We start from the raw sequence: 23548 nt of genomic DNA, 5'->3' as shown, positions 1-23548 counted from the left end.
CGGTTTTTTATTCTTGTGTTGCCGCCGCTTCGCGCCGCCTTTTGCGACCCATGCGCTCGGCCCGGGTGGAAAGCTCCGTATTGCCCTCGAGATCGGTTTGCAGGATCAAGCCTTCCTGCTTCAGCCACCGGATAATCTCGCCGAATGCGCGGTCGTAATCGGGCTGTTCCATGGCGAACCTCTTGACCATTCTACCGGGACGGGCGATACCAATTTTATTGCTAACTAATTGTTTTTACGCATATCAAACACAAAACCATTTCACACTTTTGCTGGAAATGCGTTCCGTTGCAAGGCGGAAAATGTCAGCGTCATGAACGCTTCAAATCTTGCCGCTATCAGATAGGCTTCCTGTTTCTGACCCGACCAAGGTGCGTTTGATGAAGTCTCCGCTTTTTGTTGCAGCATTTTGCGCCGCTGTTTCCCTGACGTCAGCGGCTTTCGCGCAGGATTTCAAAAAGCCAGTGCTGCTGGGCGAGATCGTGCTGCCAACCGGCCTGCAAATTAAAGGCGTTGAGTTCGGCGGCGTATCCGGCCTCGACTATGATGCGGCGCAGGATATCTATTACGCCATTTCCGACGACCGTTCCGAGAAGGCTCCCGCGCGGTTCTATACGCTCAGGATCGTCGCCGACGAAAAGGGACTGCACAGCGTCGATATCCTTTCTACCGTCACGCTGTTGAATGCCGATGGCAAGCCGTTTGCGAACAAGGATGTCGATCCGGAATCCATTCGCTATCATGCGGGCACCGGCACGCTGTTCTGGACCAGCGAGGGCGACCGCAACGGCAAACCGGCCGTGCGGGAATCGCGCATCGATGGCAGCCTGATCCGTGAGTTTGCCTTGCCCGATTATTACATCCCGAATGCCGACGGCACACGCGGTATTCGCAATAACCTGTCCTTTGAAAGCCTGACCTTTTCGCCGGATGGCAAGACGCTGCTCGTCGGGCTGGAAAATGCGCTGCTTCAGGATGGTGACAAGGCAACGCTGGAAAAAGGCAGTCGCGCCCGCATACTCGCCTTCGATATTCTGTCCGGCGGTGTGAAGGCGGAATATGCCTATGATACCGGGCCGATCTTCACCAAGGCGACCAAACTGCCCTATTGGAACGACAACGGCATGTCGGAATTTCTCGCCTGGGGCGACGATCTGTTGACGGTCGAGCGCTCTTACGCGCATGGCGTGGGCAACGAGATTAATTTCTACCGCGCGCGCTTTGCCGGTGCGACGGACGTGAGCGGCATGGCGACGCTCAAGGATGTTTCGCTAACGCCGATGGCCAAGGAAGCTGTGCTGCGGCTGGGCGAAGGTGATTTCGGCCTCGACATCGATAATATCGAGTCGGTCAGTTGGGGGCCGACAATCGGCGGACATAAAACGGTGGTCATCGCTTCCGATAATAATTTCAACCCGGAACAGTTTACTCAGTTTGTGATGTTTCAGCTTAATGCAGAAGCAAATTGAACGCAGGTTCAAGTATAAATCAATTAAGTAAACATGGTAATTCTTCTAAATAAATCCTCGTCGGTCAGATATGGGTTTATACAGCCGTAAGATGTTCAAAACATTGTGTTTTGTCAGAATTACAATCCGGTAGCGAAAAAGTGACATCAGATTGTCGTCAAATCGATTATATATTCCAGCTTCGCTTTTCATATTCACCATTCATGAGGGAATACATGCTGTCACAAGCCAAGGTAGACCAACTCGGAATCACGATCGATGTGTATCAGAAAGCGGCGAAGCAGTGGGTTGCTTCCGGCATTTATGAAGGCCACCACATCGTCGTCGAAAACCAGACACAGGGTACCGCCGTCAGCGCATGGCGTGACCGGGCGCTTTCCGTTTCGGATAGCGGCACCGCATAATTTTTTTTGAGTTCGTTAGCAGGGTGGCCAAACGGATCGTTTGCCGCCAATTTCTTTTCAAAGCCGGGCTGTTACGGTCGATTTTCAGATGACTGCAACAGCCGTTACAATCAAATTTCTCGGGGCTACCCCCCGCGTTCCTCGAAACCTTCGGCATTACCTTCGTCCACCTTGTGACGCAGATATTGCTTAAGCCGGTTGATATCGTCGCTCTGCCAGTTTTCTGCGCCGGTGATGTCACGCCAGGCTTCCAGATAATGCTCCGGGGCATAGACATGTCCATGCCCCATGGGCGCGCTGTCGGCAAATGCCATGTCGACCACCAGTTGCAGCGCGGTCACGATCGGATACCAGCGTAAATCGGCTGATACATCGGGACCGCGCGGCTCTTTCATCCAGTCCGGCTCGCGATAGAACATGCTGCTGTTGAAGAACACGATGGCATCGCTGGCATATTGCAGATAGATCGTGCGCATCACGCCCCATTCGTTGCCATTGCCGGGCGCTTCGCCATTCTGGTTCATGAAGCGCACGAAGGCGCCGTCGCGCACCACCGGCAGCCATTCCGGCGTATCGGGATTGCGGCTGCGCGTCAGCGAACGCCACAGCGCGCTGGGGAAGGGCGGGCCGCTCCACAGGGCGCCGTTCAGGGGCGCATCCAGTATTTCAAACAGCGATACCGAGCTTTGCGAATTGAAAGCGCCGAGGCTCAGACCATGCAGATAAATCTTCGGTCGTTTGTCGGCAGGCAGGCTTTTCCAGTAATCATAGACCGTTTCGAACAGCGCGCGCGCCGACTCCGCGCCATATTCCGGCTGAAACAGCAGCGATAGCGGGCTGTTCAGATAGGAATATTGCACGGCGATGCTGGCCACGTCGCCGTCGCGCAGATATTCCAGCCCGATCATGGCGGAGGGATCGACCCAGCCCGTACCGGTCGGCACGATGATCACCAGCGCAGAGCGGTCGAAACCGCCCTGCCGCTTCAGTTCCTCCAGCGCCTGTCTGGCCCTTTCCTCTGGCGTACGACTGACATTGAGCCCGGCATAGACGCGGATCGGGTCCATGGCCGCGCGCCCGGTAAAGGCGGAAATCTCGGCGGCGGTGGGCGCTGAGGCGATATATTCACGTCCGGCACGGCCAAGATCCTCCCAGCGGATAAGCGAGGCGGCGCTGCCTGTCTTGCCGGGGGAGGAGGGCTGCACGCGGTCCGGCTCCATCAGGGCGTCATAGCGCTTGAAGGACGCATCGAGCGATTTGAACGCCGTATTGATCAGCACGCCGTTGGCGACGGTCCAGATCAGAAAAGCCGTCACCGAGGCCGCAATGACGTTTGCAACGCGCCTTGGCATGATGCGGCGCATCTTCGACGAGAAATAGCGCCCAATGCGAATGAGAATGCGGGCAATGACCAGCAGCACCAGAAAGACAGCGATGGCAATCGCGGTCAGGGTCGCGGGATAGGCGGAGGGCACCGGCGGCATGTCCATCGCGGTGCGGATCGAATTTTGCCAGCCAGCGGATGAGCGAAGCGCGATCAGCGCGACGGCAAGGCAGACAATGCCGACGCCGATCTTCAGGAGCGCGCGCTTGCGGCCCTTGATCTCCGGCAGTTCGAGATAGCGCCACAGCGCGCCGAAAAGCACGCCGATGCCATAGCCGATTGCGAAGACCAGCCCGCACAGCGCGCCCTGAATGACATAGGTTCGGGGAATGAGGCTCGGCGTCAGCGCGGCTGCAAAGAATAACGTGCCGAACGCCAGTCCCGTGGCGCTGAAGGAACTGGTGGCGCGAAAGAGGGCGAGGACAAAGGCGCGCATCGACACTTGCTCCAACAGAATTGCTTAGTCTTTGGATATAGTTCGCACAGGGCAGAGTAAAGGCCGTTGGCAGGATTGCCGGTCGCACGGCAATCTCCGCGAGACAAATCAACTGAGCAGGATTACCAATTGCAGGGGGCTGCTTTGCGGCGGTCCTTCGCTCTTTATGGTCAGGGTGCCCACGACGAATGTTCAGGCTTCTCAGGAGCTAAAGGTCGTGAGGCCGTCACTACACGGTTACGAACGCCCTGACCGCCAAGGATCATGAAGTGGACCGCCACGCGGTGGTCCACTGTTCTGTATGGTCGGGGAGCCTGTGGCGTATACAACAGGTTCGAAGAACCAAAGGCCGCAGGGGCCGTCTTGAACGGCTTTTCCAACTCCCCGGTCACCAAGGTTCACGCGCAGGCTCAGCGCGCGTGCTTCCCGTGCAAAACGGCCTCTGAATATTACTTCATTCTAAAACAGAGATATCGTATGGTCGCTGCGATTAGCCAGCCATCGATTTCGCTTGTTTCACAGTGCGTTGCGATCATCCGGCAGAAGCCTGTCGCGTGACAGATTTAGCGTGTGACAAGCCGTCAGAAATCCTCTACGCCTAAGGGTGGACCGCTACGCGGCGGTCTGGGGCTTCGCAACCTCGATTTCGTGGCTGGTATCGCCGAAAGGTACCGAACCTTCGTTCTTTATGATCGGGGTGCCTGTTGCTATGTACAGGTTCACCCGAGCTAAAGGCGCAGGGCCGTCGAAATACGGTTGCGAACACCCCGATCACCAGAGATCGAAGGGCACAACGCGGGGGCGTACCGCGAGAGTGCGCCGGGGTGGAGACCGATCGTGGCGAAAATGCTCAGTTTCTATGCAATCACCGATGACAAGATGACGGAATGGGATGACGTGTTCTATGTGGACTTGGCAGACGCCGAAGCTGCAATACAAAGGACACTGAAAGAAGTCGAAGAACAGCTCGTCTTCTGGCCCCGTCCTATACGATGTCCTACGGTGCTTTACCTTGAGCGGGTCAGCGTTCCGTTCACCGAGGAAACGCTGTTTGCCTTGCTGAATGACAAGGGGCCGCCCAGCGTTTTTGCAGAGCGGGAAGTCCTCAACATGTATTACACGAACGGAGAAACTTGGCTGGGGTCGGGCTTCTGTTCGTAAATTGAATCAGCAGGAGCGCCAGTCGGTCCTGCTGTTTTCCTGCCAGCCTGAAGGCGACCGCTATTCTTCCTTCTCATCAGGCATTTCTTCCGCCTTGCCGAGCAGCAGTAGATGATACCGTTTCAAGCGTTCGAAATGAGCGTCCATCGCGCGCGCGACTTGAGAGGAATTTTTGACGGCGACGAAATGGCCCACGATCTGGGCGTAATGGCTTGCCTGTCTGGGAAGCCGCTGTTCGGGCTGTTTGCGATCATCTATTTCTTCGTCCGACATTACTTGGACGATCTGGAATGGTTCGGGCATATCAGGAAGTTCAGCCGGCATCTTGGGCAGCGTGCCATTCATCAACTGAGAACGCGGGTCTAGATGATGGAACAGGACCGCTTCAAGGCTATTAATTTCTGCCTTGTCCTCGACAGGAAAGGCCCAAACAAATGCGATCTCCCAGACATCGATCTGACGGTTGGCGATGATGTCTGATCGGGCAGAAGTCAGATGGCGACTGACACGCGAGCGAATGCCGTCTTTGGTTTGACCGACATAGATCGGCACATTGTCAAGATCTGCCAGAACATAGACGCCGACGTTTGTGGTAAGAGATTTTACCGCTTTTTTTCGGAAAGCAAAATTAACGGCCAAGAGATGCTACTTTGTTGCTGTCGATTGCTGCTATTTGTTTTCCAATAGCCAGCGGCTCGAAGAGATAATGGGAGAGGAACCGAACGACGGGGACAGCTACGCCGTCACCAGTCAGGTGATAAGCTTCGTTATATTTTTTCGGTAGTCGGTAGCTCTCTGCAAGCCCCATTAAGCGGGCGGTTTCACGCGCAGAGATCAACCGGGAGCGGACTCGCTCACCCTCGACCACCAAAAGCGTCTGCCTTGAAGATCCGCCATTCGGCGTACGAAGGCATCCGGCAATATCGTCAAAACGGACTTCAGCGCGAACAACGCGCCCATTGGCTTCAGGCCTTGTGCGCTTGTAAACACCCCCGACGATACGTCTTTCGGCTCGTTTGGCGGCTTCGACTTTCGCCACGTTGACGGGGGTCATAGATGCCAGAAGCCGGTTGGTTTCAGCAGGCGTGTGCCACTTCACATCGACAGGGTGATCTTCGATAATATCTGAGAACGTTGTGGTGCGAAGCGGTGGAGAAGGCAGGTTCCACCAAACCCAATCGGCCTTCGCACTGTCACTGATACGGGCATACGCATTTTGGAGACTGCGTGTGTGGAACGGTACAGTCGCCCCAGGAGACAACAGGCAAGGATTAATCGCAATGTCCTTGCGAACGCCGACCACGAATAGGCGCGGACGAGAGTGCGGCAAAAACAACTCAGCATCAATAACAAGCGCCCCATAGCGGTAGCCTGCGTCCGAGAATGTTTGGCAGATCGCCCGAAAGTCGGCGCCTTGATGCGAGGTGAGCGCGCCGCAGACGTTCTCTAGCGCGATCACTTTGGGGCCGCGGTTGTCTCGAATCAGGCCGCGCATAACGTCCCAAAAAGGATAAAACGTCCCAGATCGTTCGCCTCGTAGCCCAGCTCCGCCGCCCGCCAAAGATAAATCTTGGCAGGGGAATGAACCCCATGCGAGATCAGCCGTGCTTGAGAGCATCTTGGTGGTCACATCGCGAACGTCACCCACAAAGAGCTCGCCGCTCGTTCCCCAATTATCTTGATATGTCAGACCCTTTTTACCGTCAAAGTCATTTGCAAATAGGCACTGCCAGTTGGAACCAAGACCGGCTCTCGCCATTCCAGCACCTGCAAAAAACTCGTAGAATGAAAAGGTCTTGGACATAAAATCCCCACGCAGCCGATTTATGTTCACTGAATAATGAATCAAATTAGTTTCTGATTTGTTCCTATTCTAGCATGGCTCAATGATGACCAGCAACCGCTTGCCCACAGCAAAGAAAAGCGCCGAAATGTCGTTTGTTCGGTCAAAGAACACCGCTCCCGAGTTGACGGTGCGCCGAGCGCTTCACTCTCTGGGAATCAGGTTTCGGCTTCATAGAAAAGACTTGCCGGGCACGCCGGATATCGTGATGCCGGCCAGGAACGCGGTGATACGTGTCCAGGGATGTTTTTGGCATGGCCATGATTGTCCGCGAGGAATGCGTAAGCCGAAGACCAACACCGACTACTGGGCGGCAAAGATAGCACGTAACATTGCGCGAGATGCGAAAACGGAGGCGGAGTTGACCGCGCTCGGCTGGAACGTCACGACTGTCTGGGAGTGTGAGCTCAAGGACAAGGACGGCGTCGCGAAGTTATTGCTTGATCGTCTGCCGCGCAAATTAACGTCTCGTGACCGATAGGCGTGTCGGGCCGCTCACTGTCCTATGCAACGCCGCGACCATCGCTTCGTCTATCGGATCGCTGCGAAAATGACGAACATCCCGCCGCCATTTCAGAAGCTCGAAAAAGGTGTCGCGATCAGCGTCGGTGAATTGCATATCTGTCTTCCTGAAGCTCAGGCCGGGGTTTGGACGCTTGGGAATGCGACGGGCCCAGAAAGCAAAAAAGCCCGCTTGCGCGGGCCTTTTTGGGGTGCTTCTGAACCTTGGTAGTGGTCCGAAGACTTGGAAATGGTGCCCAGAAGAGGACTCGAACCTCCACGCCCTTGCGAGCGCCAGCACCTGAAGCTGGTGCGTCTACCAATTCCGCCATCTGGGCGACGAGGACCCATCTAAGGGGTCGGCTTGCCTCTGTCAATCGCGTTTTCGAAATAATGTCAGCTTTTTTTCAAGCTGTCCGTTTTCCATGTTGAAAACGCTATCGGGCGCGGTGTCGCGCCCGATAAATTTGCCGCCAACTGCATGTCAGGCTTCCAGAATTTCCTTCGAGGCCACAGTCGAATCAGCATTGAGCCGGTAAATGATCGGCACGCCGGTATTCAGTTCCTGCTTGAGAATTTGTTCCGGCGTCAGGCCGTCGAGCGCCATGATCAGCGCGCGCAGCGAATTGCCGTGTGCAGCCACCAGAACGCTCTCGCCGCGCAGCACATGCGGCTGGATTTGATGCAGATAATAAGGCCAGACGCGCGCGCCCGTATCCTTCAGGCTTTCGCCGCCCGGAGGAGGCACGTCATAGGAACGGCGCCAGACATGAACCTGCTCTTCGCCCCACTTGGCGCGGGCATCGTCCTTGTTGAGACCGGACAGATCGCCATAATCGCGCTCGTTCAGCGCCTGATCGCGGATCGTTTCAAGGCCGGGCTGGCCCAGCTCATCCAGAATGTGCTGGCAGGTGGTCTGCGCGCGGGTCAGCACTGACGTATAGGCGATATCGAACTTGAGACCTGCGGCCTTGAGGCGCTGGCCAGCGGCCTTGGCTTCGGCATGGCCCTGTTCGGTCAGGCCCGGATCGCGCCAGCCGGTGAAAAGATTCTTCAGGTTCCATTCGCTTTGGCCATGGCGAACCAGGACGAGAGTACGAGACATAGGCAAGGCTCCGTTGGTGGGTAAATCAAAGCGCATCCCGAAAAGTGTGAAACGGTTTTCGGAAAAGATGCGCGTTCAAACAAAATAGTAGAGCGCCGATCTGATGCAATCAGATCGAAACGCGCTCTAGTCACTCAGCCCGAGCACGTCGAGCATGGAATAGAGGCCGGGCTTTTTGCCATAAGCCCAGAGTGCGGCCTTGACGGCGCCGCGTGCGAAGATGGTGCGGTCCTCGGCATGGTGCGACAGCACAATGCGTTCGCCGGGGCCAGCGAGAATCACCGAATGGTCGCCGATTACCGAGCCGCCGCGCAGCGTGGCGAAGCCGATGGTGCCTTCCGTGCGCGGGCCGGTATAGCCGTCACGCGCCCGCACGCTGTTGTCTTCAAGGCTGATGCCGCGGCCTTCGGCGGCCGCTTGGCCAAGAAGCAGGGCGGTGCCACTTGGCGCATCCACCTTGTGCTTGTGGTGCATTTCGAGAACTTCGATATCGAAATCTTCCGGTCCCAGCGCCTTTGCGGCCTTCTGTACCATGACGGAAAGCAGATTGACGCCAAGGCTCATATTGCCCGACTTGACGATGGTTGCATGGCGGGCGGCGGCGCGGAATTTCTCGTCGTCTTCTGCCGAGCATCCCGTGGTTCCGATGACATGGACGATGCGGGCCTGTGCAGCGAGCCCGGCAAATGCCACGCTCGCGGCAGGGCTGGTGAAGTCGAGTACCCCTTGCGCCTTTGCAAAGACCGGCAGCGGATCGTCGGTAATCTTCACACCAAGCGCGCCGACACCGGCCACTTCACCGGCATCCTTGCCGATCAGCGGCGAGCCGGGGCGCTCAATAGCGCCCGCAAGCTTCGCGCCGTCTATCGACTGGATCGTCCGGATAAGGGTCTGGCCCATGCGGCCACCGGCGCCGACGACGACGAGGCCCATTTCGCTGTTTCGGCTATCCGGTTCACCGGTCATTTTGTCCTCCTGTGCCCGCAGGCACATCATCCGCAGTCAGTTCTTCGATTGTCGGTTCGGTCATACTGTCGGCGCTGCCGCTCTGCAATTGATAGAAGCGGGCATAGACGCCGTTCGGTATGGCGATCAGCTGTTCATGACGGCCTTCTTCCACCACGCGCCCCGCTTCCATGACCACGATACGGTCGGCATTGACGACCGTGGACAGGCGATGGGCGATGACGATGGTGGTGCGGCCCTTCATGATCGTTTCCAGCGCCTGCTGGACGCGCTTTTCCGATTCGTTGTCGAGTGCGGATGTTGCTTCATCAAGCAGCAGCACTGGCGCCTTGCGCACGATGGCGCGCGCAATCGAAATGCGCTGCCGCTGGCCGCCGGAAAGCGTTGCGCCGTTTTCACCAATCGGTGTGTCGTAGCCCTGCGGCTGTTGCAGGATGAAATCATGCGCATGGGCAAGCTTGGCCGCCTTGACGATTTCATCATCGGTCGCATCCGGGCGTCCATAGCGGATATTGTCGGCAATGGTGCCTTCGAACAGATAGGGCTGTTGCGAGACATAGGCCACGGCGTGGCGCAGCGAGCGCTTGGTGACCTTGGAAATATCCTGCCCGTCGAACAGGATCGTTCCCTTGTCGAGATCGTAGAACCGCTGCACGAGATTGATGAGCGTTGACTTGCCCGCACCCGATGCGCCGATGATCGCCGTGGTTTGCCCTGCCTTGGCGGTGAAGCTGACACCATGCAGAACCGGCGCAAGCTCGCTATAGGAGAAATGCAGGTTCTCGAACTGGATTTCGCCGGGGCCGGGGTTCAGCGGCACCGCATCGGCGGAATCGCGCTGGTGCGGCTTGATATCCAGCACTTCATAGATCATGCGGGCATTGACCAGCGCCTTTTCCAGCCCGACCTGAAGGCGGGCAAGACGGCGGGCCGGGTCATAGGCCAGCAACATGGCGGTGATGAAGGCAAAGGTTGCGCCGGGCGGCTGTTGTTCGAGGATGGCGCGATAGCCGCTATAGGCCAGAACGCCGGATACGGCGATACCAGCCAGTATTTCGGAAATCGGTGTGGTGCGTTCGGACACCTTGGCGATCTTGTTGCTGCGTCCTTCCGACAGGTCGATCAGATTGCCGATCTTCGCGCGCAGCTGATCTTCCATCGTGAAAGCCTTCACGACGGCAATGCCCTGCACGGATTCCTGCATGGCGCCGAGAAGATGCGAATTGAGATGCACCAGATCGCGCGTCACCGAGCGGATGCGGCGCGAAATATAGGCGACGGCCAGAATGAGCGGCGGACCGATCAGGAAGATCGCAACCGACAGCATCGGGTCCATGTAGAACATCATGGCGATCAGGCCGATCAGCGAGATGAAATCGCGCGCAATCGACGAAATCGTCATGTTCAGAAGGTCGCGGATGCCGGACACATTCTGGTTGATCTGCGCCGCCAGATGGCCGGAGCGGGTGTCGTTATAGAAGTCGAGACCGAGCTTCATCAGATGGTCGAAAATGCGCTTTTGATAGCGCGCGACCAGATTATTGCCGATCTTGGCAAGCTCGACGGCCTGCACATAGCCAGACAGACCGCGCAGGATGAAGATCGCCAGAAGCGTGCCACAGATGACCCAGATCAGCGGCAGGTTCTGCTCATAGAAGATCTTGTCGATCATCGGCTTCATCATATAGGCAAGCGCGGCGTTCGATCCGCCGACGATCAAAGATGCGATGATGGCGATGATATAGTTCTTCTTATATTCACCGATGTTTTCCGACATCATGCGCCGGATTACGCGGGTCGCTTCGCCCGTGTCGATTTTCTTCTTTTTCTTCTTGAATAGGCTCACGTGCAAAAGCGCTTCATTCCTGAGCTCGGTATGTCCGAGACTGCCGTTGAAAATGCGTTGGTATTAAAACCAAAAACGCGGCGGTGAAAAGGCCGAAAGCCAATTCCCCGACGCGTTTCTATAGCTTTAAGTCGCGTAATTATCCATCCCTGGTATCTGATCCAAAAGTCGCCATGCCGGTCTGCAAATGGCAATTTCTGCGCTTACCTAGGCTCACGTACCTAAAAGTACGCTCCGCTCCGGTTCTCGAAATCACCATTTTCGCCACGGCCTGCCGCTTTTTGATTCAGACACCCTGATCCTCTTGCTGGCAGAACTTAGCCGATGCGCCAGCGCCGCCCGTCTGTCGAGACTTCGAAGCGCGATGGTGCGCAGGCGAAAGCCGACAAGCCGTTCAGCGCCGCCAGCGGATAGGTGATCACGCGGACCGGAATGTCGTGCATGATAGCCTGATGCGGCGCTTTATCTTCAAAGGCCGCGCGGAAACCGCCCGCCCGCAAGGCTGGAATAATGCGCTGCGGAATGCCGCCCGACAGGTAAACGCCGCCATGCGCCATGAAGACAAGCGCCATGTCGCCCGCCACACGGCCAAGATAGGTCGCAAACAGGTCGAGCGTTTCGCTGGCTTGCGCATTGCTACCATCGAGACCGGCAGAGGTGATGTCGGCGGGCGTTTCCAGCGTCGGGGTTACACCGTCGGCGGTGCAGATTGCCACATAGAGATTGTGCAGGCCGCGTCCGCTCAGAATCTGCTCGGCGGAAACGCGCCCGTCGATCTGCTCAATATGCGGGAAAATCTGATAGTCGCGTTCGCTGCGCGGGCCGACATCGACATGGCCGCCTTCACCCGGAACCGGCACCCAGGCCTTGCGGGTGCGCACCAGACCGGCCACACCGAGGCCAGTGCCCGGTCCGAGTACGACGCGGGTTGCAACCACCTCGTCGGGCTTGCCGCCGATCTGTTCCATATGGTGACCTTCGAGCGACACCACGGCCAGCGCCTGCGCCTCGAAATCGTTGAGCACGGTCACATCCTTGAAGCCGAGATCGGCGATCAGCTTCTTCGGGCGCACAACCCAATCGCAATTGGTGAGGTCGATTTCATCGCCTTCGACGGGCCCGGCAATGGCCAGAATGACCGAGCGCGGCTGCAGCGACGTCTGGTCGAGAATAGCCGTCTGAATGGCTTCATCGATGGTCGCATAATCCGCCGTCTGAAGAACCGGAAATTCCTTCGGGTCGGAGTTAGCATCGACAAGGATCGCAAAGCGGGCATTGGTGCCGCCGATATCGCCGACAAGGACTGGAAACTGAAAACTCTGTTCGGCGTCGATCATGGCCTGCATTCTCTCTCCCTGTCGTTTCTTGTGGCCCTTGGGAGCTTACCAAAGGCTGTTATTTCTTCGCTCGTATCAGTCCAAAGCTTTGATCAGCTTTTCCGCCGTGGCCGGGTTCAACGCCATCGGAATGTCGTAGACGCTGCCAAGCCGCGTCAGCGCCTTGACATCCACATCATGCGGAAGCGGCGACAGCGGGTCGATGAAGAAGATCAGCACTTCGACGGTGCCTTCTGCTATCATCGCGCCGATCTGCTGATCGCCGCCGAGCGGGCCGCTTTTGACGCGCTGGATCGTCAGGGAAGGGCAGGCTTCGAGGATCAGCCCGCCGGTCGTGCCCGTGGCGACGATATCGAAACGCGACAGCGCCTTTTCATGCGCGCGCGCAAAGGCGACCATGTCGTCTTTCTTCAAATCGTGGGCGATCAATGCGATCCGCAGGCGCTCTGTCATGAAGTTGATAACCTTGTCATTCGGCTCTAAATCGTTTTAAACCTATAGCTGAGGCATAGGCTGGTGAAAAGAGGGCTTAGAGAAAATGCCCCGCCGTCAAGCGTCGGGGCATGATAGTTGTTTACTGCACCCCATAGGTCACTTCGGCGACCGAATTGGGAGCCGGACCATCCAGCACAGCGGCACATGCCTTTGGAAGATCGGATACCATGACGGGGCGGGGCTTCTTCGGCGGTTCCTTCGATGGCTTGGCTGGCTTCCACGGCTCATCGGTAAACCACCATGCAAGTGACTTGTCGCAACCGTCGCCAGCGGCCACCTTGGGCTGCGACTTGCATTGCGGCGAGCCGGGCTGGCAGGTCAGGCGCACATGGAAATGGTAGAAGTGCCCCCAATAGGGGCGAACCTTGCCAAGCCAGCTTCGGTCGCCGGTCACCGTATCGCAAAGCTGCTTCTTGATGCCGGGATGCACGAAGATGCGTTCGACTTCCGGATAGCTCGCGGCATGTTTGATCAGCGCCGTGCGGGCAGGGGTCCATTTCTTTTGATCGACGTAAAGCGAATCCCCCTTCAGCATCGACACGGCGGAAACGCTTTCGCGTTCGGCATCGGTGAAGCGCTTCTTAGGCATCGGCGTCAGCCAGATATCGGCGTCGAGGCCGACCTGATGCGAGGCATGACCCGTCAGCATCGGGCCGCCGCGCGGCTGCGAAATATCGCCGACAAGCAGTCCCGGCCAGCCATCCTTGGCAGCATCGCGGGAGAGTTTTTCCAGAAGACCGATCATACGCGGATGGCCCCAGCGGCGATTGCGTGACAGGCGCATCACCTGCCAGTTCGGGCCGTCTGTCGGCAGCGCGACAGCGCCCGCAAGGCAGCCCTTGGCATAAAAGCCGATCGATTGTGGCGATTGAGCCAGCACGGGCAGCTTTTCCGCACCGAATGCCTGCTTGGCGGGCCTATCATCCGCCATGGCCACGGGCACGAAATCGGGCGCGATCATCGCCGCCAGCGAGGCGATGAGGACAAATTTCTTCAGTTTGTTTGCGATCATGGGGCAATTCCATGGTTTGCCAAAGGGCGCTGCGATTGCGAATCAAACAGCGAAACTGCGGGCATTATGCTGTGTGAAATGCTGGCCAGCAATGCCGGTCGGCGGTTTGTGACAACCGACCGGCTTTTCGATCAGCTCCGTTGCAACCTTGCAAGCATGGTCAGGACCACAAGGGGCATGACGGTACAGAACGCGATCAGCGGCCATGCCGTGTCGCCGGGCAGCAAAATGACGAGGACCGTTCCCGCCAGACTGACCATCAGGCTCTGTATGCAGAAGTAAAGCGCGACAGCCATGCCCGCGCTGTCGTCAAAGGCCGCCAAAGCGCCGTTTGCCGTCATGGATGCTGTCAAAACAATGCCGATGGCCCCCAGCCACATCGGCGCTATCAGGCTGGCGAAGGATGGCAGCAGCAGCTGTTCGGTGAGGAGCAAAGCCAGCGCGCTGGCAAGGAGCACGACCATGCCCAGCGCCACGCTTTTGCGCACACCCCATTTCCGCGTGTGACGCGACAGGAGGCGCGTGGCGGCAATCATGACAAGGGCAACGCTTGCAAATGCCAGGCTGAATTCCGTTTCTCCGTAGCCGCCTCTTTCGATCAGAATGCGCGGCGCGGTGGAGAAGAAAACGAAGAAGGTGCCCATCGCGGTGCCGAAACCCAGCGTGTAGGTCCAGAACGGGAAATCCTTCAATATTTTCAAGGTATTTGTATTGTTCGCGCCAGTGCATTCAGGGCGCGTTTCGGGCCAGTGGCGGTAGGCCCGTCCTGTTGCGATAAGGCCAAGTAGACCGAGTGTCGTGAAGATCGCGCGCCAGCCGAAACCGCTGGCGATCAGTGCACCAGCGATTGGGCCAATCGCCGGAATGAAGGACAGCATGGCACTGAAAAGGCCGTAGATCGTCGCGCCTTCCGGGCGGTTGGCATAGACGTCGCGCACCGTGGCAAAAGTTGCGACAAGTGCTGCCGACGCGCCGACAGACTGGGTGAACCGCAAGGCGACGAAAAGCGTGGCGCTATCGGTCGCTGCCAGCGCGAAGGAAGAAAGCGCAAAGACGACCCCGCCGCCAAGCAGCACCGGCTTGCGCCCGATGCGGTCCGACAATGGGCCGAAGATGAGTTGCCCGGCGCCCAGCATCACCATGTAGAGACTGAGTGTCAGTTGCACCATGGAAGGCGTCGTTTGCAGAATTGCGGGCATGGAGGGCACCACCGGCAGGTAGATATCCATGGCCAGCGAGGCAAGAATGTCGAAGGGAGCCATCAGCGCAAGCGCGAATGGCAAGGTGAAGCTCCAGGATGGAGTTTTCTGAGGATCAAATGGCATGACAAAGCATCCGCTCGAAGACAATCGGGCGGCAATCTGCCTGCAATGGAAGAAATTGGTCCGGGACAGATGCCGCAACAGGTTGGAAAAGCTGTTGCGGCTTATTTATCTGCTGACTTGCTGTTACCCATCGTTCTTGTCCCGGTTTGAATTTGTATCAGCGCTTTTACCCGAAGGTGCGCGCGCATGCAATCAGCGCCAGTTTTCGTCGCGCCACATGGCCGAAAAGGCGGTTCTGTAGTCGGGATAAGCGAAGGAATAGCCCAGCGCTTCAATACGCTTATTGGAGACGCGCTTGTTCTCACCATAGAAGGAGCGCGCCATCGGTGTCAGTTCTGCTTCTTCGAACGCCACTTCCGGCGGCGGCGTGACGCCCATCAGTTCCGCTGCATAGGCAACGACATCCTGCGGCGGCGATGGCTCATTGTCGGTAATGTTGAAAATACCGCCCGTATCGGTGCCCGCGAGAAAGCGCAAAGCGCCCGCAATGTCTTCCACATGGATGCGGTTGAAAACCTGATCCTGCTTGACGAGACGTCGCGCCGTGCCGCGCTCCAGATTGACGAAAGCATTGCGACCGGGACCGTAAATGCCCGACAGCCGCAGAATAGCCAGCGGCGTTCCATGCCGCTCGCTCAATTCTGTCCAGGCCTGCTCCGCCTCGACGCGTTCTAGGCTGCGGCGCGAAACCGGCTTGCAGGGTGTGGTTTCATCCACCCAAGCGCCCTTGTGATCGCCATAAACGCCGACGGTCGAGAGATAGCCGATCCAGCGAATCGTATTGTCTGGGCGGCGCAGCGCTTCTTCGACCCATGCGAGCGTCGGGTCGCCCGCTTCGCCGGGCGCAACCGAGACCACCACATGGGTTGCCTTGGCAAGCCGTTCCAGAAGGTCGGGCGAGGGCGTTTCACCATCGAACAAGACCGGCGCAATGCCGGATTTCTCAAGGATCGGGAATTTCTGTTCATGACGGGTGGTTCCGTCGATGCGCTCTATTTCTCCAGTCATCCGCTTGGCAAAGGCTTGCGCCGAATATCCGGCCCCGAACAGGAAAATGCGCATATCAGACTGTCTCCGTATTCCACTCTTCCTGCACCGTAGCATCCTCCTCCGTGGAGGCCAGACGTTTTTGCAAGGCATCGACATGGCCCGGCTCGGCCAGTTGCTTCAAGGCCCAGACTGCCGCCCCGCGTACGACAGGTGCGGCATCGCCAAGCAGCGCTTCGATCTGCGGCAAAAGCGTTGTATCGCCGGAATTGCCCGCCGCGATCAGCACATTGCGGATGAAGCGGTCGCGCCCGATCCGCTTGACCGGCGAGCCGGAAAAAAGCGCGCGAAACGCCGGATCGTCGAGCGCCAGCAGGTCGCTGAGACGGGGCGCTTTCAGATCGTCGCGCGCCTTCAGCTTCATTTCGCTGGTTGCCTGCGCAAATTTGTTCCACGGGCAGACCGAAAGGCAGTCGTCGCAACCATAGATGCGGTTGCCCATCACCTTGCGGAACTCCGCCGGAATGGGCCCCTTGTTCTCGATGGTGAGATAGGAAATGCAGCGGCCTGCATTGATGCGATAGGGTGCTGGAAAGGCCTTGGTCGGGCAGGCGTCGAGACAAGCGCGGCAGGAGCCGCAATGATCCCGGTCTGGCTCATCTGGCGGCATTTCCGCCGTGGTGAAGATCGAGCCGAGAAACAGCCATGACCCCAGTTCGCGGCTGACCAGATTGGTGTGTTTGCCCTGCCAGCCAAGCCCTGCGGCTTCCGCCAGCGGCTTTTCCATGACGGGGGCGGTATCGACAAAGACTTTGACATCCTGCCCGGCCCGCGCGGCAAAGCGGCTGGCCACATGCTTCAGCTTGCCCTTGATGATGTCGTGATAATCGCGGTTCTGCGCATAGACCGATATGGCCGCACGATCTTTCTGGTCGAGGATAGCCAGCGGGTCGGTGTCCGGCCCGTAATTCATGGCCAGCATCATGATGGAGCGGACTTCGGGCCACAGCACGCCGGGATTGGCGCGGCGCTCTTCGGTCTCTTCCATCCAGAGCATATCCGCGTGATGGCCGTCGGCAATATATTGCCGCAGGCGTTCAGGCGCCTGCGGGATAGCATCGGGCGTGGTGAAGGCGACGGCGTCGAACCCCACGGCTTTCGCTTCTTCGATGAGGAAGCGCTTCAGTTTTTCTGTTTTCGAATTAGAAGTCGAGATCGCCATAATGGGCCACCGGGGCAAGCCCGCGCACGCGATCAGACAGAAGCGGGCGGAAAGCGGGACGCGACTTCATGCGCGCATACCAGTCGCGCGCCGCGCGCGTTTCGCCCCATTCGATTTCGCCGAGATAATCCAGCACGGAAACTGCCGCTGCCGCCGCCATATCGGCATAGCTTGGATGCGCGCCTGCCAGCCAGTCGCGGGTGGCGGCCAGCCAGTCGATATATTTCATATGCTGGCGGATATTGGTGCGGGCTGCGCGGATCGCGGTCGAATCCGGTGCACTGCCGCCCATTTCAGCCGCCATCTGCAATTTATAAACGCGCTCGCGGGTGATGTGGCGGGTGACTTCGTTTTCGAATTTCAGCAGGAACCAGTCTACCAGACGGCGCACTTCGGCGCGCTCCATTGGGCTTTCCGGCAAAAGGCGACGGTTGCGCTTCAATGCGCCGCGTGTCTCATCGAGATATTCGGCAATCACCGTTGCGCCCACGACCGGCAGGTCGTTTTCCGCCAGCAGCACCGGCAAAGTGGCGGCAGGATTCAGCGCCAGGAATTCCTTGCGGCGCGACCACGGCCTTTCCTCGATCAATTCCGCTTCCACGCCATATTCGCCGAGGATAAGCCGCACATAACGCGAGCCTGAAGACATGGGATGATGAAACAGCGTAAGCATGATCGACGCGGTACTCTCGACTGACACAGCTTGAATTGAACGTCCGGAGATTGGCATGGCGTTTGCGCATGCAGCAGGCTATTTCTGCTGCCAAGCGATTCGGCGCCGCCTCAACGGAATATAAAGTCTATAAGACCTATGTTTGCGGGAGACAAGCAATCGCTGGACGTGCTCGTTTTCACCTCAACACCCGCAATCGCGGGCCAGTTCAGATGCCTCCATTGTGCTCATCATTCTAAGGTACTGACTTCATGGATATTTTTAATCTGCTGGAAGCCGCGTTTCTCGGTCTGATCGAAGGTTTGACCGAATTTATCCCGGTTTCCTCCACGGGGCATTTGTTGCTGGTCGGGCATTTTCTGGGCTTTGAATCCACAGGAAAGACGTTCGAGGTGCTGATCCAGCTCGGCGCTATTCTAGCCATTCTGACCGTTTATTCGGCGAAATTGCTCAAGCTTCTGGCGGATTTTCCGCGGGACGCGCGCACGCGGCGTTTTGTTTTCGGTATCCTGATCGCCTTCCTGCCCGCCGCTGTCATTGGCGCGCTGGCGCATGGCTTCATCAAAAGTGTGCTTTTCGAAACGCCGATGCTGGTCTGCATCATGCTGATCCTCGGCGGTCTGATCCTTCTCTGGGTAGATCAGCTCAATTTGCGCCCGCGCTATCATGATGTGATGGATTATCCGCTGCCGATGTGCCTCGCCATCGGCTTCATCCAGTGCCTTGCGATGATCCCCGGCGTGTCGCGTTCGGGTTCCACGATTGTCGGCTCGCTGCTGCTCGGCGCCGACAAGCGCTCGGCTGCTGAATTCTCGTTCTTCCTCGCCATGCCGACCATGGCCGGTGCCTTCGCTTATGATCTTTACAAGAGCCGCGACATGCTCACGGTCAATGATGGCGCGTTGATCGGCGTCGGCTTCGTGATGGCCTTCATTTCGGGCGTGTTCGTCGTGCGCTACCTGCTCGATTATGTCTCGCGTCACGGCTTCAAACTATTTGCCTGGTGGCGCCTGATTGTCGGCTCGGCTGGTCTTGCCGCACTCCTCATTTGGGGATGAGCAAAAGAAAAGGGGCCGTGAGGCCCCTTATTCATTTCCGACTATCGATATCTCACGCAAAACCGGTCTTGGTATACTGACCGGCCACGCGATAGCGCCAGAGATAGGCGGGCAGAATGGCGTCGACGCCTTCCGGGGTAATGCCCATGCCCTGCAATGTACGACCTTCCTTGATGGCGGCTTGCGAAACCACATTGTCGGATTTCAACAGCCGTATCTGATCCTTGGTGATCGGCGGATTCGGCAGCACGCTGAGAACGGTCGCCTGAAGACCGGCAGCCCACCATGGCAGCGAAATGAGGATGCGCTTGCGGTCGATGACGCGCAGCATGTCCTTCATCCAGTTCTTGAACGGTTGCACATCCGGGCCGCCGAGTTCGTAGATGCCGCCCGGCATCAGCTTGCCATCGACAGAACGCGCAACGGCTTCCGCCACATCGCCGACATAGACCGGCTGGAGCTTCGTTTCACCACCACCTATGACCGGCAGGAAGGGCGAGAAGCGCGCCATATTGGCGAAGCGGTTGAAGAAGCGATCCTCGTGACCGAAAATAATCGAAGGACGCAGGATAACGCTTTCCGGCAGCACGGAAAGCACGGCGTTTTCGCCTTCAGCCTTGGTGCGCGCATAGTCCGAAGCCGAGTTTACATCGGCAGCGAGCGACGAAATGTGGGTCATCGGAATACCGGCGGCCTTGGCGGCTTCGGCGATGTTCTTCGCGCCCAGCACCTGAACCGTGTTGAAACGCTGGCGACCGCCTTCGGCCAGAATGCCGACCAGGTTCACGACATGGTCGGAACCCTTGACGACCAGATCGACCGAAGCGCGATGGCGGACATTGGCCTGCACCATCTGGATCTGCCCGACATTGCCGAGCGGCGCCATGTAATAAGCCACTTCGGGCTTGCGCACGGCAACGCGCACACGATAGCCACGCTTGGTGAGACTTGCTACGACCGCGCGTCCGACAAAGCCGGAGCCGCCGAAAACGGTGACCAGTTTCGGCCTGTTGTGGACTTCGTTCGGTTCGGTCTTCATCCTAAACTCCTGCATGAAAGCCAGTTGCGCCGCTTGTGAGCAGCAGCCGCAATGTGTCTGTATTGCCGGTGATTTATCGCCTTTTTGCCACAAGGCAAAGGGGACTTGTTGTCACGATCATGATAGCAGGGCTTTTTCCCGCAATTAAAGCGCAATAGAGCTTTGAGATTTCGCTGCTTGCTGTTAAATCGCGCGCATGAGCACACCACTTGACCATATTCGCAATTTTTCGATTGTCGCCCATATCGATCATGGCAAATCGACGCTGGCCGACCGCCTCATTCAGTTGACGGGCGGTCTGGATACGCGCGAGATGAAGGATCAGGTTCTCGACTCGATGGATATCGAGCGCGAGCGCGGCATCACCATCAAGGCGCAGACCGTTCGTCTCACCTATAAGGCGAAGAACGGCGAAGATTATGTGCTGAACCTGATCGACACCCCCGGACATGTTGACTTCGCCTATGAAGTCTCGCGTTCGCTGGCGGCATGCGAGGGTTCGCTTCTGGTGGTCGACGCTTCCCAGGGCGTGGAAGCGCAGACACTGGCCAATGTCTACCAGGCCATCGACAACAACCATGAAATCGTGGTCGTGCTAAACAAGATCGATCTGCCCGCTGCCGAGCCTGAGCGCGTCAAGGAGCAGATCGAGGAAGTCATCGGCATCGATGCGTCGCAGGCCGTGCATATTTCCGCCAAGACCGGCCTCGGCATCGAAGATGTGCTGGAAGCCATTGTCACCCAGCTTCCAGCGCCGAAGGAAGGCGATCGCAATGCACCGCTCAAGGCGATGCTGGTCGACAGCTGGTACGATTCCTATCTCGGCGTCATCGTTCTGGTGCGCGTCATCGACGGCGTGCTAAAAAAGGGCCAGACCATCCGCATGATGGGCACGGGCGCGAAATATCCGGTGGAACGCACCGGTGTCTTCACGCCGAAAATGGTGCAGATGGACGAACTCGGCCCCGGCGAGCTTGGCTTCATCACCGCTTCCATCAAGGAAGTGGCCGATACGCGCGTCGGCGATACGATCACCGAGGATCGCCGCCCGACCGAGAAAATGCTGCCCGGCTTCAAGCCTGCGCAGCCGGTGGTGTTCTGCGGCCTGTTCCCGGTCGATGCGGCGGATTTCGAAGATCTGCGCGGTGCCATGGGTAAGCTGCGCCTCAACGATGCTTCGTTCTCGTTCGAAATGGAAACCTCCGCAGCGCTGGGGTTCGGTTTCCGTTGCGGTTTCCTCGGCCTGCTGCATCTCGAAATCATTCAGGAACGCCTTGAGCGCGAGTTCAATCTCGACCTCATCACGACCGCACCTTCGGTTGTCTATCGGCTGAACATGATCGACGGGTCGCAGAAGGAATTGCACAACCCCGCCGACATGCCGGATGTGGTGAAAATTTCGGCCATCCAAGAGCCGTGGATCAAGGCCACGATCATGACGCCGGATGATTATCTCGGCGCGATCATGAAGCTCTGTCAGGAACGTCGTGGCATTCAGGTGGACCTTACCTATGTTGGACCGCGCGCCATGATCACCTACGAACTGCCGCTCAATGAAGTGGTGTTCGATTTCTACGACCGCCTGAAGTCGATCTCGAAGGGTTATGCTTCGTTCGACTATAATCTCTCGGAATATCGCGAGGGCGATCTGGTCAAGATGTCGATCCTCGTCAACGAAGAGCCGGTCGACGCGCTGTCGATGCTGGTGCACCGTTCGGCTGCGGAAAAGCGTGGCCGCGCGCTTTGCGAGAAGCTGAAAGAGCTGATCCCGCAGCACATGTTCAAGATTCCGATTCAGGCAGCGATTGGCGGTCGCATCGTGGCGCGCGAGACCATCTCGGCGCTGCGCAAGGACGTGACGGCCAAGTGCTACGGCGGCGACGTGACGCGTAAGCGCAAACTTCTGGAAAAGCAGAAGGAAGGCAAGAAGCGCATGCGCCAGTTCGGCAAGGTCGAAATCCCGCAGGAGGCCTTCATTCAGGCGCTCAAGATGGGCGATGATTGATTGCCTGCCTTTGCGGGCAGGCAAGTGCGCGCTTTAATGCAAGAACGGTGGTGTTGGATGGTCGCCAGTATCGTAAGGCTTTCCATCACCGCCTTCGTTTAAGTCAGTAATAATTTTATCGACTTTCTTAATTAGCAGAATTCCAAGTCCTTGTATTTTTGGATCGGGTGCGCCTAGCCGAATGAGCCGCTTTGACCTTAGGCAAAGAACGGCAAGATCATCGGGCTTGTTCACTGTATATAGCGCCGGGAATACAGATAATACCGCTCTGACAAGATGATCATCGAGTGCTGGCCGGGCAGTATTCCAAATATGGACCGCAGCAACCTTGTCATCAGTAATCAAACTGAAGTTTGGTTTAAATGTCAGTTTAAACAGAGATTTAGGGCTGTTGTAGATAACGTTGTTGGCCATCACAAACTGGGCTGGGTATTCATTCTTCCATTTTATAAACGCTTGAAGACCGGTTCGAGCCGAATCTCTCTCTGATGCTTTTTTAATATCTTTGAGGCGTTCAATGACCGCCCTTGGATTAGCGTTATTCAGCGCCAACTCTGCACAAAGTCTCCGAACGCTTCCGTGAAAGTCGTAGCCTCCTCCGTCACTAGGATTCAGGCGCTTGCGAATTTCTGTCTTTTGAGGTTTTTCGTTTAAGTGTAGAATTTTAAGAAATGAAGAAATTCCGAAATTGGGCATGAGTGCTCCGTTCTAATATAGATATAATAATATAGGGGTGAATTTTACATATCAAAGAGGCTGTATTTATATTACATGGTTCTAATATTTGATATACTAACAGGAGTAAGATTCTAATTGAAGTTAAGCAAGGTGAGATAAGCCGTGTCCGCAAATCCCCGCATCTCTATCACCTACTGCACCCAATGCAATTGGCTGTTGCGCGCTGCTTGGATGGCGCAGGAGCTGTTGCAGACTTTCGGGCAGGATCTGGCGGAAGTCGCATTGCGTCCGGGCACTGGCGGGGTTTTTGAAATCCGGGTGCTGATGCCCGATGGCAACGAGGAACTCATCTGGGAACGCAAGCGCGATGGTGGCTTTCCGGAAGCCAAGGTTCTGAAACAGCGCGTGCGCGATCTCGTCTGGCCGGAACGCGATCTCGGTCATTCAGATCGGCCAGTTAATTCGTGAGGGGATTTTTACCCGATCCTTCGATGAACTCAGGATGAGGTGTCGCTTTGCTCCGCCCCTCAGCAACCGTGTTGTTGAGAGGTCCAAGGAGTTCGCCTTCGCAGGATGGTGTTAAGAATGGTTGCGAGCTTTCG

23 protein-coding genes, 1 tRNA gene and 1 pseudogene are annotated in these 23548 nt (G+C 57.3%); 7 read left to right on the top strand and 18 right to left on the bottom strand.

The window, feature by feature from the left end; genetic code table 11:
• Positions 1-7: 7 nt before the first annotated feature.
• The gene (locus tag FIC94_RS22510; protein WP_167836107.1) at positions 8-172 is read right to left on the bottom strand and encodes a hypothetical protein; all 165 of its coding nucleotides are present in this window, start codon (positions 170-172) and stop codon (positions 8-10) included.
• A 208-nt stretch (positions 173-380) separates the two neighbouring features.
• Between FIC94_RS22510 and FIC94_RS19970 the strand changes: the two genes are divergently transcribed.
• Both FIC94_RS19970 and FIC94_RS19965 read left to right on the top strand, forming a co-directional pair.
• Positions 381-1469 carry an esterase-like activity of phytase family protein gene (locus FIC94_RS19970; RefSeq protein ID WP_140026160.1) on the top strand — a complete coding sequence of 363 codons (1089 nt, stop codon included), beginning with the start codon at positions 381-383 and terminating at the stop codon, positions 1467-1469.
• Between the two features lie 215 nt (positions 1470-1684).
• Entirely contained in the window at positions 1685-1873 is a 189-nt protein-coding gene (locus tag FIC94_RS19965) for a hypothetical protein (RefSeq protein WP_109369667.1), read from the top strand.
• 125 nt (positions 1874-1998) lie between these two features.
• Here the strand turns inward: FIC94_RS19965 and FIC94_RS19960 are convergent, their stop codons facing one another.
• Positions 1999-3693 (bottom strand): alpha/beta hydrolase, encoded by a 1695-nt coding sequence (locus FIC94_RS19960; protein WP_140026159.1) that lies wholly within the window; start codon positions 3691-3693, stop codon positions 1999-2001.
• A gap of 837 nt (positions 3694-4530) precedes the next feature.
• Between FIC94_RS19960 and FIC94_RS19955 the strand changes: the two genes are divergently transcribed.
• Positions 4531-4854: a hypothetical protein gene (locus FIC94_RS19955; protein WP_109369664.1), complete on the top strand. Its 324-nt coding sequence runs from the start codon at positions 4531-4533 to the stop codon at positions 4852-4854.
• Positions 4855-4914: 60 nt separating this feature from the next.
• Here the strand turns inward: FIC94_RS19955 and FIC94_RS19950 are convergent, their stop codons facing one another.
• Together FIC94_RS19950 and FIC94_RS19945 are read right to left on the bottom strand one after the other, a co-directional pair.
• On the bottom strand, positions 4915-5493 hold the full coding sequence (locus FIC94_RS19950) for a GIY-YIG nuclease family protein (RefSeq protein WP_140026158.1): 579 nt from the start codon (positions 5491-5493) through the stop codon (positions 4915-4917).
• On the bottom strand, positions 5483-6658 hold the full coding sequence (locus FIC94_RS19945; protein ID WP_140026157.1) for a DNA cytosine methyltransferase: 1176 nt from the start codon (positions 6656-6658) through the stop codon (positions 5483-5485). The genes FIC94_RS19950 and FIC94_RS19945 overlap by 11 nt, the downstream gene beginning before the upstream one ends.
• Before the next feature lie 82 nt (positions 6659-6740).
• Between FIC94_RS19945 and FIC94_RS19940 the strand changes: the two genes are divergently transcribed.
• Positions 6741-7178, top strand: coding sequence for a very short patch repair endonuclease (locus tag FIC94_RS19940; RefSeq protein ID WP_210237312.1), 438 nt, complete (start codon positions 6741-6743; stop codon positions 7176-7178).
• A gap of 27 nt (positions 7179-7205) precedes the next feature.
• Here the strand turns inward: FIC94_RS19940 and FIC94_RS22920 are convergent.
• The 12 genes and pseudogenes from FIC94_RS22920 to FIC94_RS19875 all read right to left on the bottom strand — a co-directional run.
• A pseudogene (locus FIC94_RS22920) lies at positions 7206-7479 on the bottom strand (5,6-dimethylbenzimidazole synthase); the annotation flags it as partial.
• Positions 7450-7536 (bottom strand) — tRNA-Leu (locus tag FIC94_RS19930). The gene FIC94_RS19930 and the pseudogene FIC94_RS22920, both read right to left, overlap by 30 nt.
• 146 nt (positions 7537-7682) lie before the next feature.
• Positions 7683-8303 (bottom strand): 2,3-bisphosphoglycerate-dependent phosphoglycerate mutase, encoded by a 621-nt coding sequence (locus tag FIC94_RS19925; RefSeq protein ID WP_109369662.1) that lies wholly within the window; start codon positions 8301-8303, stop codon positions 7683-7685.
• A gap of 126 nt (positions 8304-8429) precedes the next feature.
• Positions 8430-9269 carry a 4-hydroxy-tetrahydrodipicolinate reductase gene (gene dapB, locus FIC94_RS19920; protein ID WP_140026156.1) on the bottom strand — a complete coding sequence of 280 codons (840 nt, stop codon included), beginning with the start codon at positions 9267-9269 and terminating at the stop codon, positions 8430-8432.
• Positions 9259-11115 carry an ABC transporter ATP-binding protein gene (locus FIC94_RS19915; RefSeq protein WP_140026155.1) on the bottom strand — a complete coding sequence of 619 codons (1857 nt, stop codon included), beginning with the start codon at positions 11113-11115 and terminating at the stop codon, positions 9259-9261. Before FIC94_RS19915 ends, dapB begins: the two co-directional genes overlap by 11 nt.
• 317 nt (positions 11116-11432) lie before the next feature.
• Positions 11433-12461 (bottom strand): glucokinase, encoded by a 1029-nt coding sequence (locus tag FIC94_RS19905; protein ID WP_140026153.1) that lies wholly within the window; start codon positions 12459-12461, stop codon positions 11433-11435.
• Between the two features lie 66 nt (positions 12462-12527).
• Positions 12528-12905, bottom strand: a complete 378-nt coding sequence (locus FIC94_RS19900) for a methylglyoxal synthase (RefSeq protein ID WP_109369659.1) — start codon at positions 12903-12905, stop codon at positions 12528-12530.
• Between the two features lie 121 nt (positions 12906-13026).
• A complete protein-coding gene (mepA, locus tag FIC94_RS19895; RefSeq protein WP_109369658.1) occupies positions 13027-13959 on the bottom strand; it encodes a penicillin-insensitive murein endopeptidase in 933 nt (310 codons plus the stop codon).
• A gap of 131 nt (positions 13960-14090) precedes the next feature.
• Positions 14091-15284 carry a CmlA/FloR family chloramphenicol efflux MFS transporter gene (gene cml / locus FIC94_RS19890; protein WP_140026152.1) on the bottom strand — a complete coding sequence of 398 codons (1194 nt, stop codon included), beginning with the start codon at positions 15282-15284 and terminating at the stop codon, positions 14091-14093.
• A gap of 192 nt (positions 15285-15476) precedes the next feature.
• Positions 15477-16346, bottom strand: coding sequence for an SDR family oxidoreductase (locus FIC94_RS19885; protein ID WP_140026151.1), 870 nt, complete (start codon positions 16344-16346; stop codon positions 15477-15479).
• Between the two features lies 1 nt (position 16347).
• Positions 16348-17493 carry a tRNA epoxyqueuosine(34) reductase QueG gene (gene queG, locus FIC94_RS19880; RefSeq protein ID WP_140026150.1) on the bottom strand — a complete coding sequence of 382 codons (1146 nt, stop codon included), beginning with the start codon at positions 17491-17493 and terminating at the stop codon, positions 16348-16350.
• The gene (locus FIC94_RS19875; RefSeq protein ID WP_140026149.1) at positions 17474-18166 is read right to left on the bottom strand and encodes a glutathione S-transferase family protein; all 693 of its coding nucleotides are present in this window, start codon (positions 18164-18166) and stop codon (positions 17474-17476) included. The genes queG and FIC94_RS19875 overlap by 20 nt, the downstream gene beginning before the upstream one ends.
• Positions 18167-18417: 251 nt before the next feature.
• Here FIC94_RS19875 and FIC94_RS19870 point away from each other — a divergent pair, with 251 nt between their 5' ends.
• Positions 18418-19224: an undecaprenyl-diphosphate phosphatase gene (locus FIC94_RS19870; RefSeq protein WP_109369654.1), complete on the top strand. Its 807-nt coding sequence runs from the start codon at positions 18418-18420 to the stop codon at positions 19222-19224.
• A 52-nt stretch (positions 19225-19276) separates the two neighbouring features.
• Here the strand turns inward: FIC94_RS19870 and FIC94_RS19865 are convergent, their stop codons facing one another.
• On the bottom strand, positions 19277-20263 hold the full coding sequence (locus FIC94_RS19865) for a complex I NDUFA9 subunit family protein (protein ID WP_140026148.1): 987 nt from the start codon (positions 20261-20263) through the stop codon (positions 19277-19279).
• A 196-nt stretch (positions 20264-20459) separates the two neighbouring features.
• Here FIC94_RS19865 and lepA point away from each other — a divergent pair, with 196 nt between their 5' ends.
• A complete protein-coding gene (gene lepA / locus FIC94_RS19860; RefSeq protein WP_140026147.1) occupies positions 20460-22268 on the top strand; it encodes a translation elongation factor 4 in 1809 nt (602 codons plus the stop codon).
• 33 nt (positions 22269-22301) lie between these two features.
• Here lepA and FIC94_RS19855 read toward each other — a convergent pair whose 3' ends face one another.
• Positions 22302-22964, bottom strand: coding sequence for a hypothetical protein (locus FIC94_RS19855; RefSeq protein WP_140026146.1), 663 nt, complete (start codon positions 22962-22964; stop codon positions 22302-22304).
• 144 nt (positions 22965-23108) lie between these two features.
• Here FIC94_RS19855 and FIC94_RS19850 point away from each other — a divergent pair, with 144 nt between their 5' ends.
• Complete coding sequence (locus tag FIC94_RS19850; protein WP_140026145.1) at positions 23109-23414, top strand: Rdx family protein; 306 nt, start codon at positions 23109-23111, stop codon at positions 23412-23414.
• Positions 23415-23548: the final 134 nt, after the last annotated feature.

Origin of the sequence: Ochrobactrum teleogrylli, from assembly GCF_006376685.1 — a bacterium.
Lineage (GTDB): Bacteria > Pseudomonadota > Alphaproteobacteria > Rhizobiales > Rhizobiaceae > Brucella > Brucella teleogrylli.
The sequence above is the reverse complement of the archived record's forward strand: the minus strand, read 5'-3'. Positions and strand labels throughout refer to the sequence as shown.

Excerpts from the sequence above, each read along its gene's own strand:
- FIC94_RS22510 (WP_167836107.1), bottom strand. The coding sequence starts at position 172 with ATGGAACAGCCCGATTACGACCGCGCATTCGGCGAGATTATCCGGTGG.
- FIC94_RS19970 (WP_140026160.1), top strand. The coding sequence starts at position 381 with ATGAAGTCTCCGCTTTTTGTTGCAGCATTTTGCGCCGCTGTTTCCCTG.
- FIC94_RS19965 (WP_109369667.1), top strand. The coding sequence starts at position 1,685 with ATGCTGTCACAAGCCAAGGTAGACCAACTCGGAATCACGATCGATGTG.
- FIC94_RS19960 (WP_140026159.1), bottom strand. The coding sequence starts at position 3,693 with ATGCGCGCCTTTGTCCTCGCCCTCTTTCGCGCCACCAGTTCCTTCAGC.
- FIC94_RS19945 (WP_140026157.1), bottom strand. The coding sequence starts at position 6,658 with ATGTCCAAGACCTTTTCATTCTACGAGTTTTTTGCAGGTGCTGGAATG.
- FIC94_RS19940 (WP_210237312.1), top strand. The coding sequence starts at position 6,741 with ATGATGACCAGCAACCGCTTGCCCACAGCAAAGAAAAGCGCCGAAATG.
- FIC94_RS19925 (WP_109369662.1), bottom strand. The coding sequence starts at position 8,303 with ATGTCTCGTACTCTCGTCCTGGTTCGCCATGGCCAAAGCGAATGGAAC.
- dapB (WP_140026156.1), bottom strand. The coding sequence starts at position 9,269 with ATGACCGGTGAACCGGATAGCCGAAACAGCGAAATGGGCCTCGTCGTC.
- FIC94_RS19905 (WP_140026153.1), bottom strand. The coding sequence starts at position 12,461 with ATGCAGGCCATGATCGACGCCGAACAGAGTTTTCAGTTTCCAGTCCTT.
- FIC94_RS19900 (WP_109369659.1), bottom strand. The coding sequence starts at position 12,905 with ATGACAGAGCGCCTGCGGATCGCATTGATCGCCCACGATTTGAAGAAA.
- mepA (WP_109369658.1), bottom strand. The coding sequence starts at position 13,959 with ATGATCGCAAACAAACTGAAGAAATTTGTCCTCATCGCCTCGCTGGCG.
- cml (WP_140026152.1), bottom strand. The coding sequence starts at position 15,284 with ATGCCATTTGATCCTCAGAAAACTCCATCCTGGAGCTTCACCTTGCCA.
- FIC94_RS19885 (WP_140026151.1), bottom strand. The coding sequence starts at position 16,346 with ATGCGCATTTTCCTGTTCGGGGCCGGATATTCGGCGCAAGCCTTTGCC.
- queG (WP_140026150.1), bottom strand. The coding sequence starts at position 17,493 with ATGGCGATCTCGACTTCTAATTCGAAAACAGAAAAACTGAAGCGCTTC.
- FIC94_RS19875 (WP_140026149.1), bottom strand. The coding sequence starts at position 18,166 with ATGCTTACGCTGTTTCATCATCCCATGTCTTCAGGCTCGCGTTATGTG.
- FIC94_RS19870 (WP_109369654.1), top strand. The coding sequence starts at position 18,418 with ATGGATATTTTTAATCTGCTGGAAGCCGCGTTTCTCGGTCTGATCGAA.
- FIC94_RS19865 (WP_140026148.1), bottom strand. The coding sequence starts at position 20,263 with ATGAAGACCGAACCGAACGAAGTCCACAACAGGCCGAAACTGGTCACC.
- lepA (WP_140026147.1), top strand. The coding sequence starts at position 20,460 with ATGAGCACACCACTTGACCATATTCGCAATTTTTCGATTGTCGCCCAT.
- FIC94_RS19855 (WP_140026146.1), bottom strand. The coding sequence starts at position 22,964 with ATGCCCAATTTCGGAATTTCTTCATTTCTTAAAATTCTACACTTAAAC.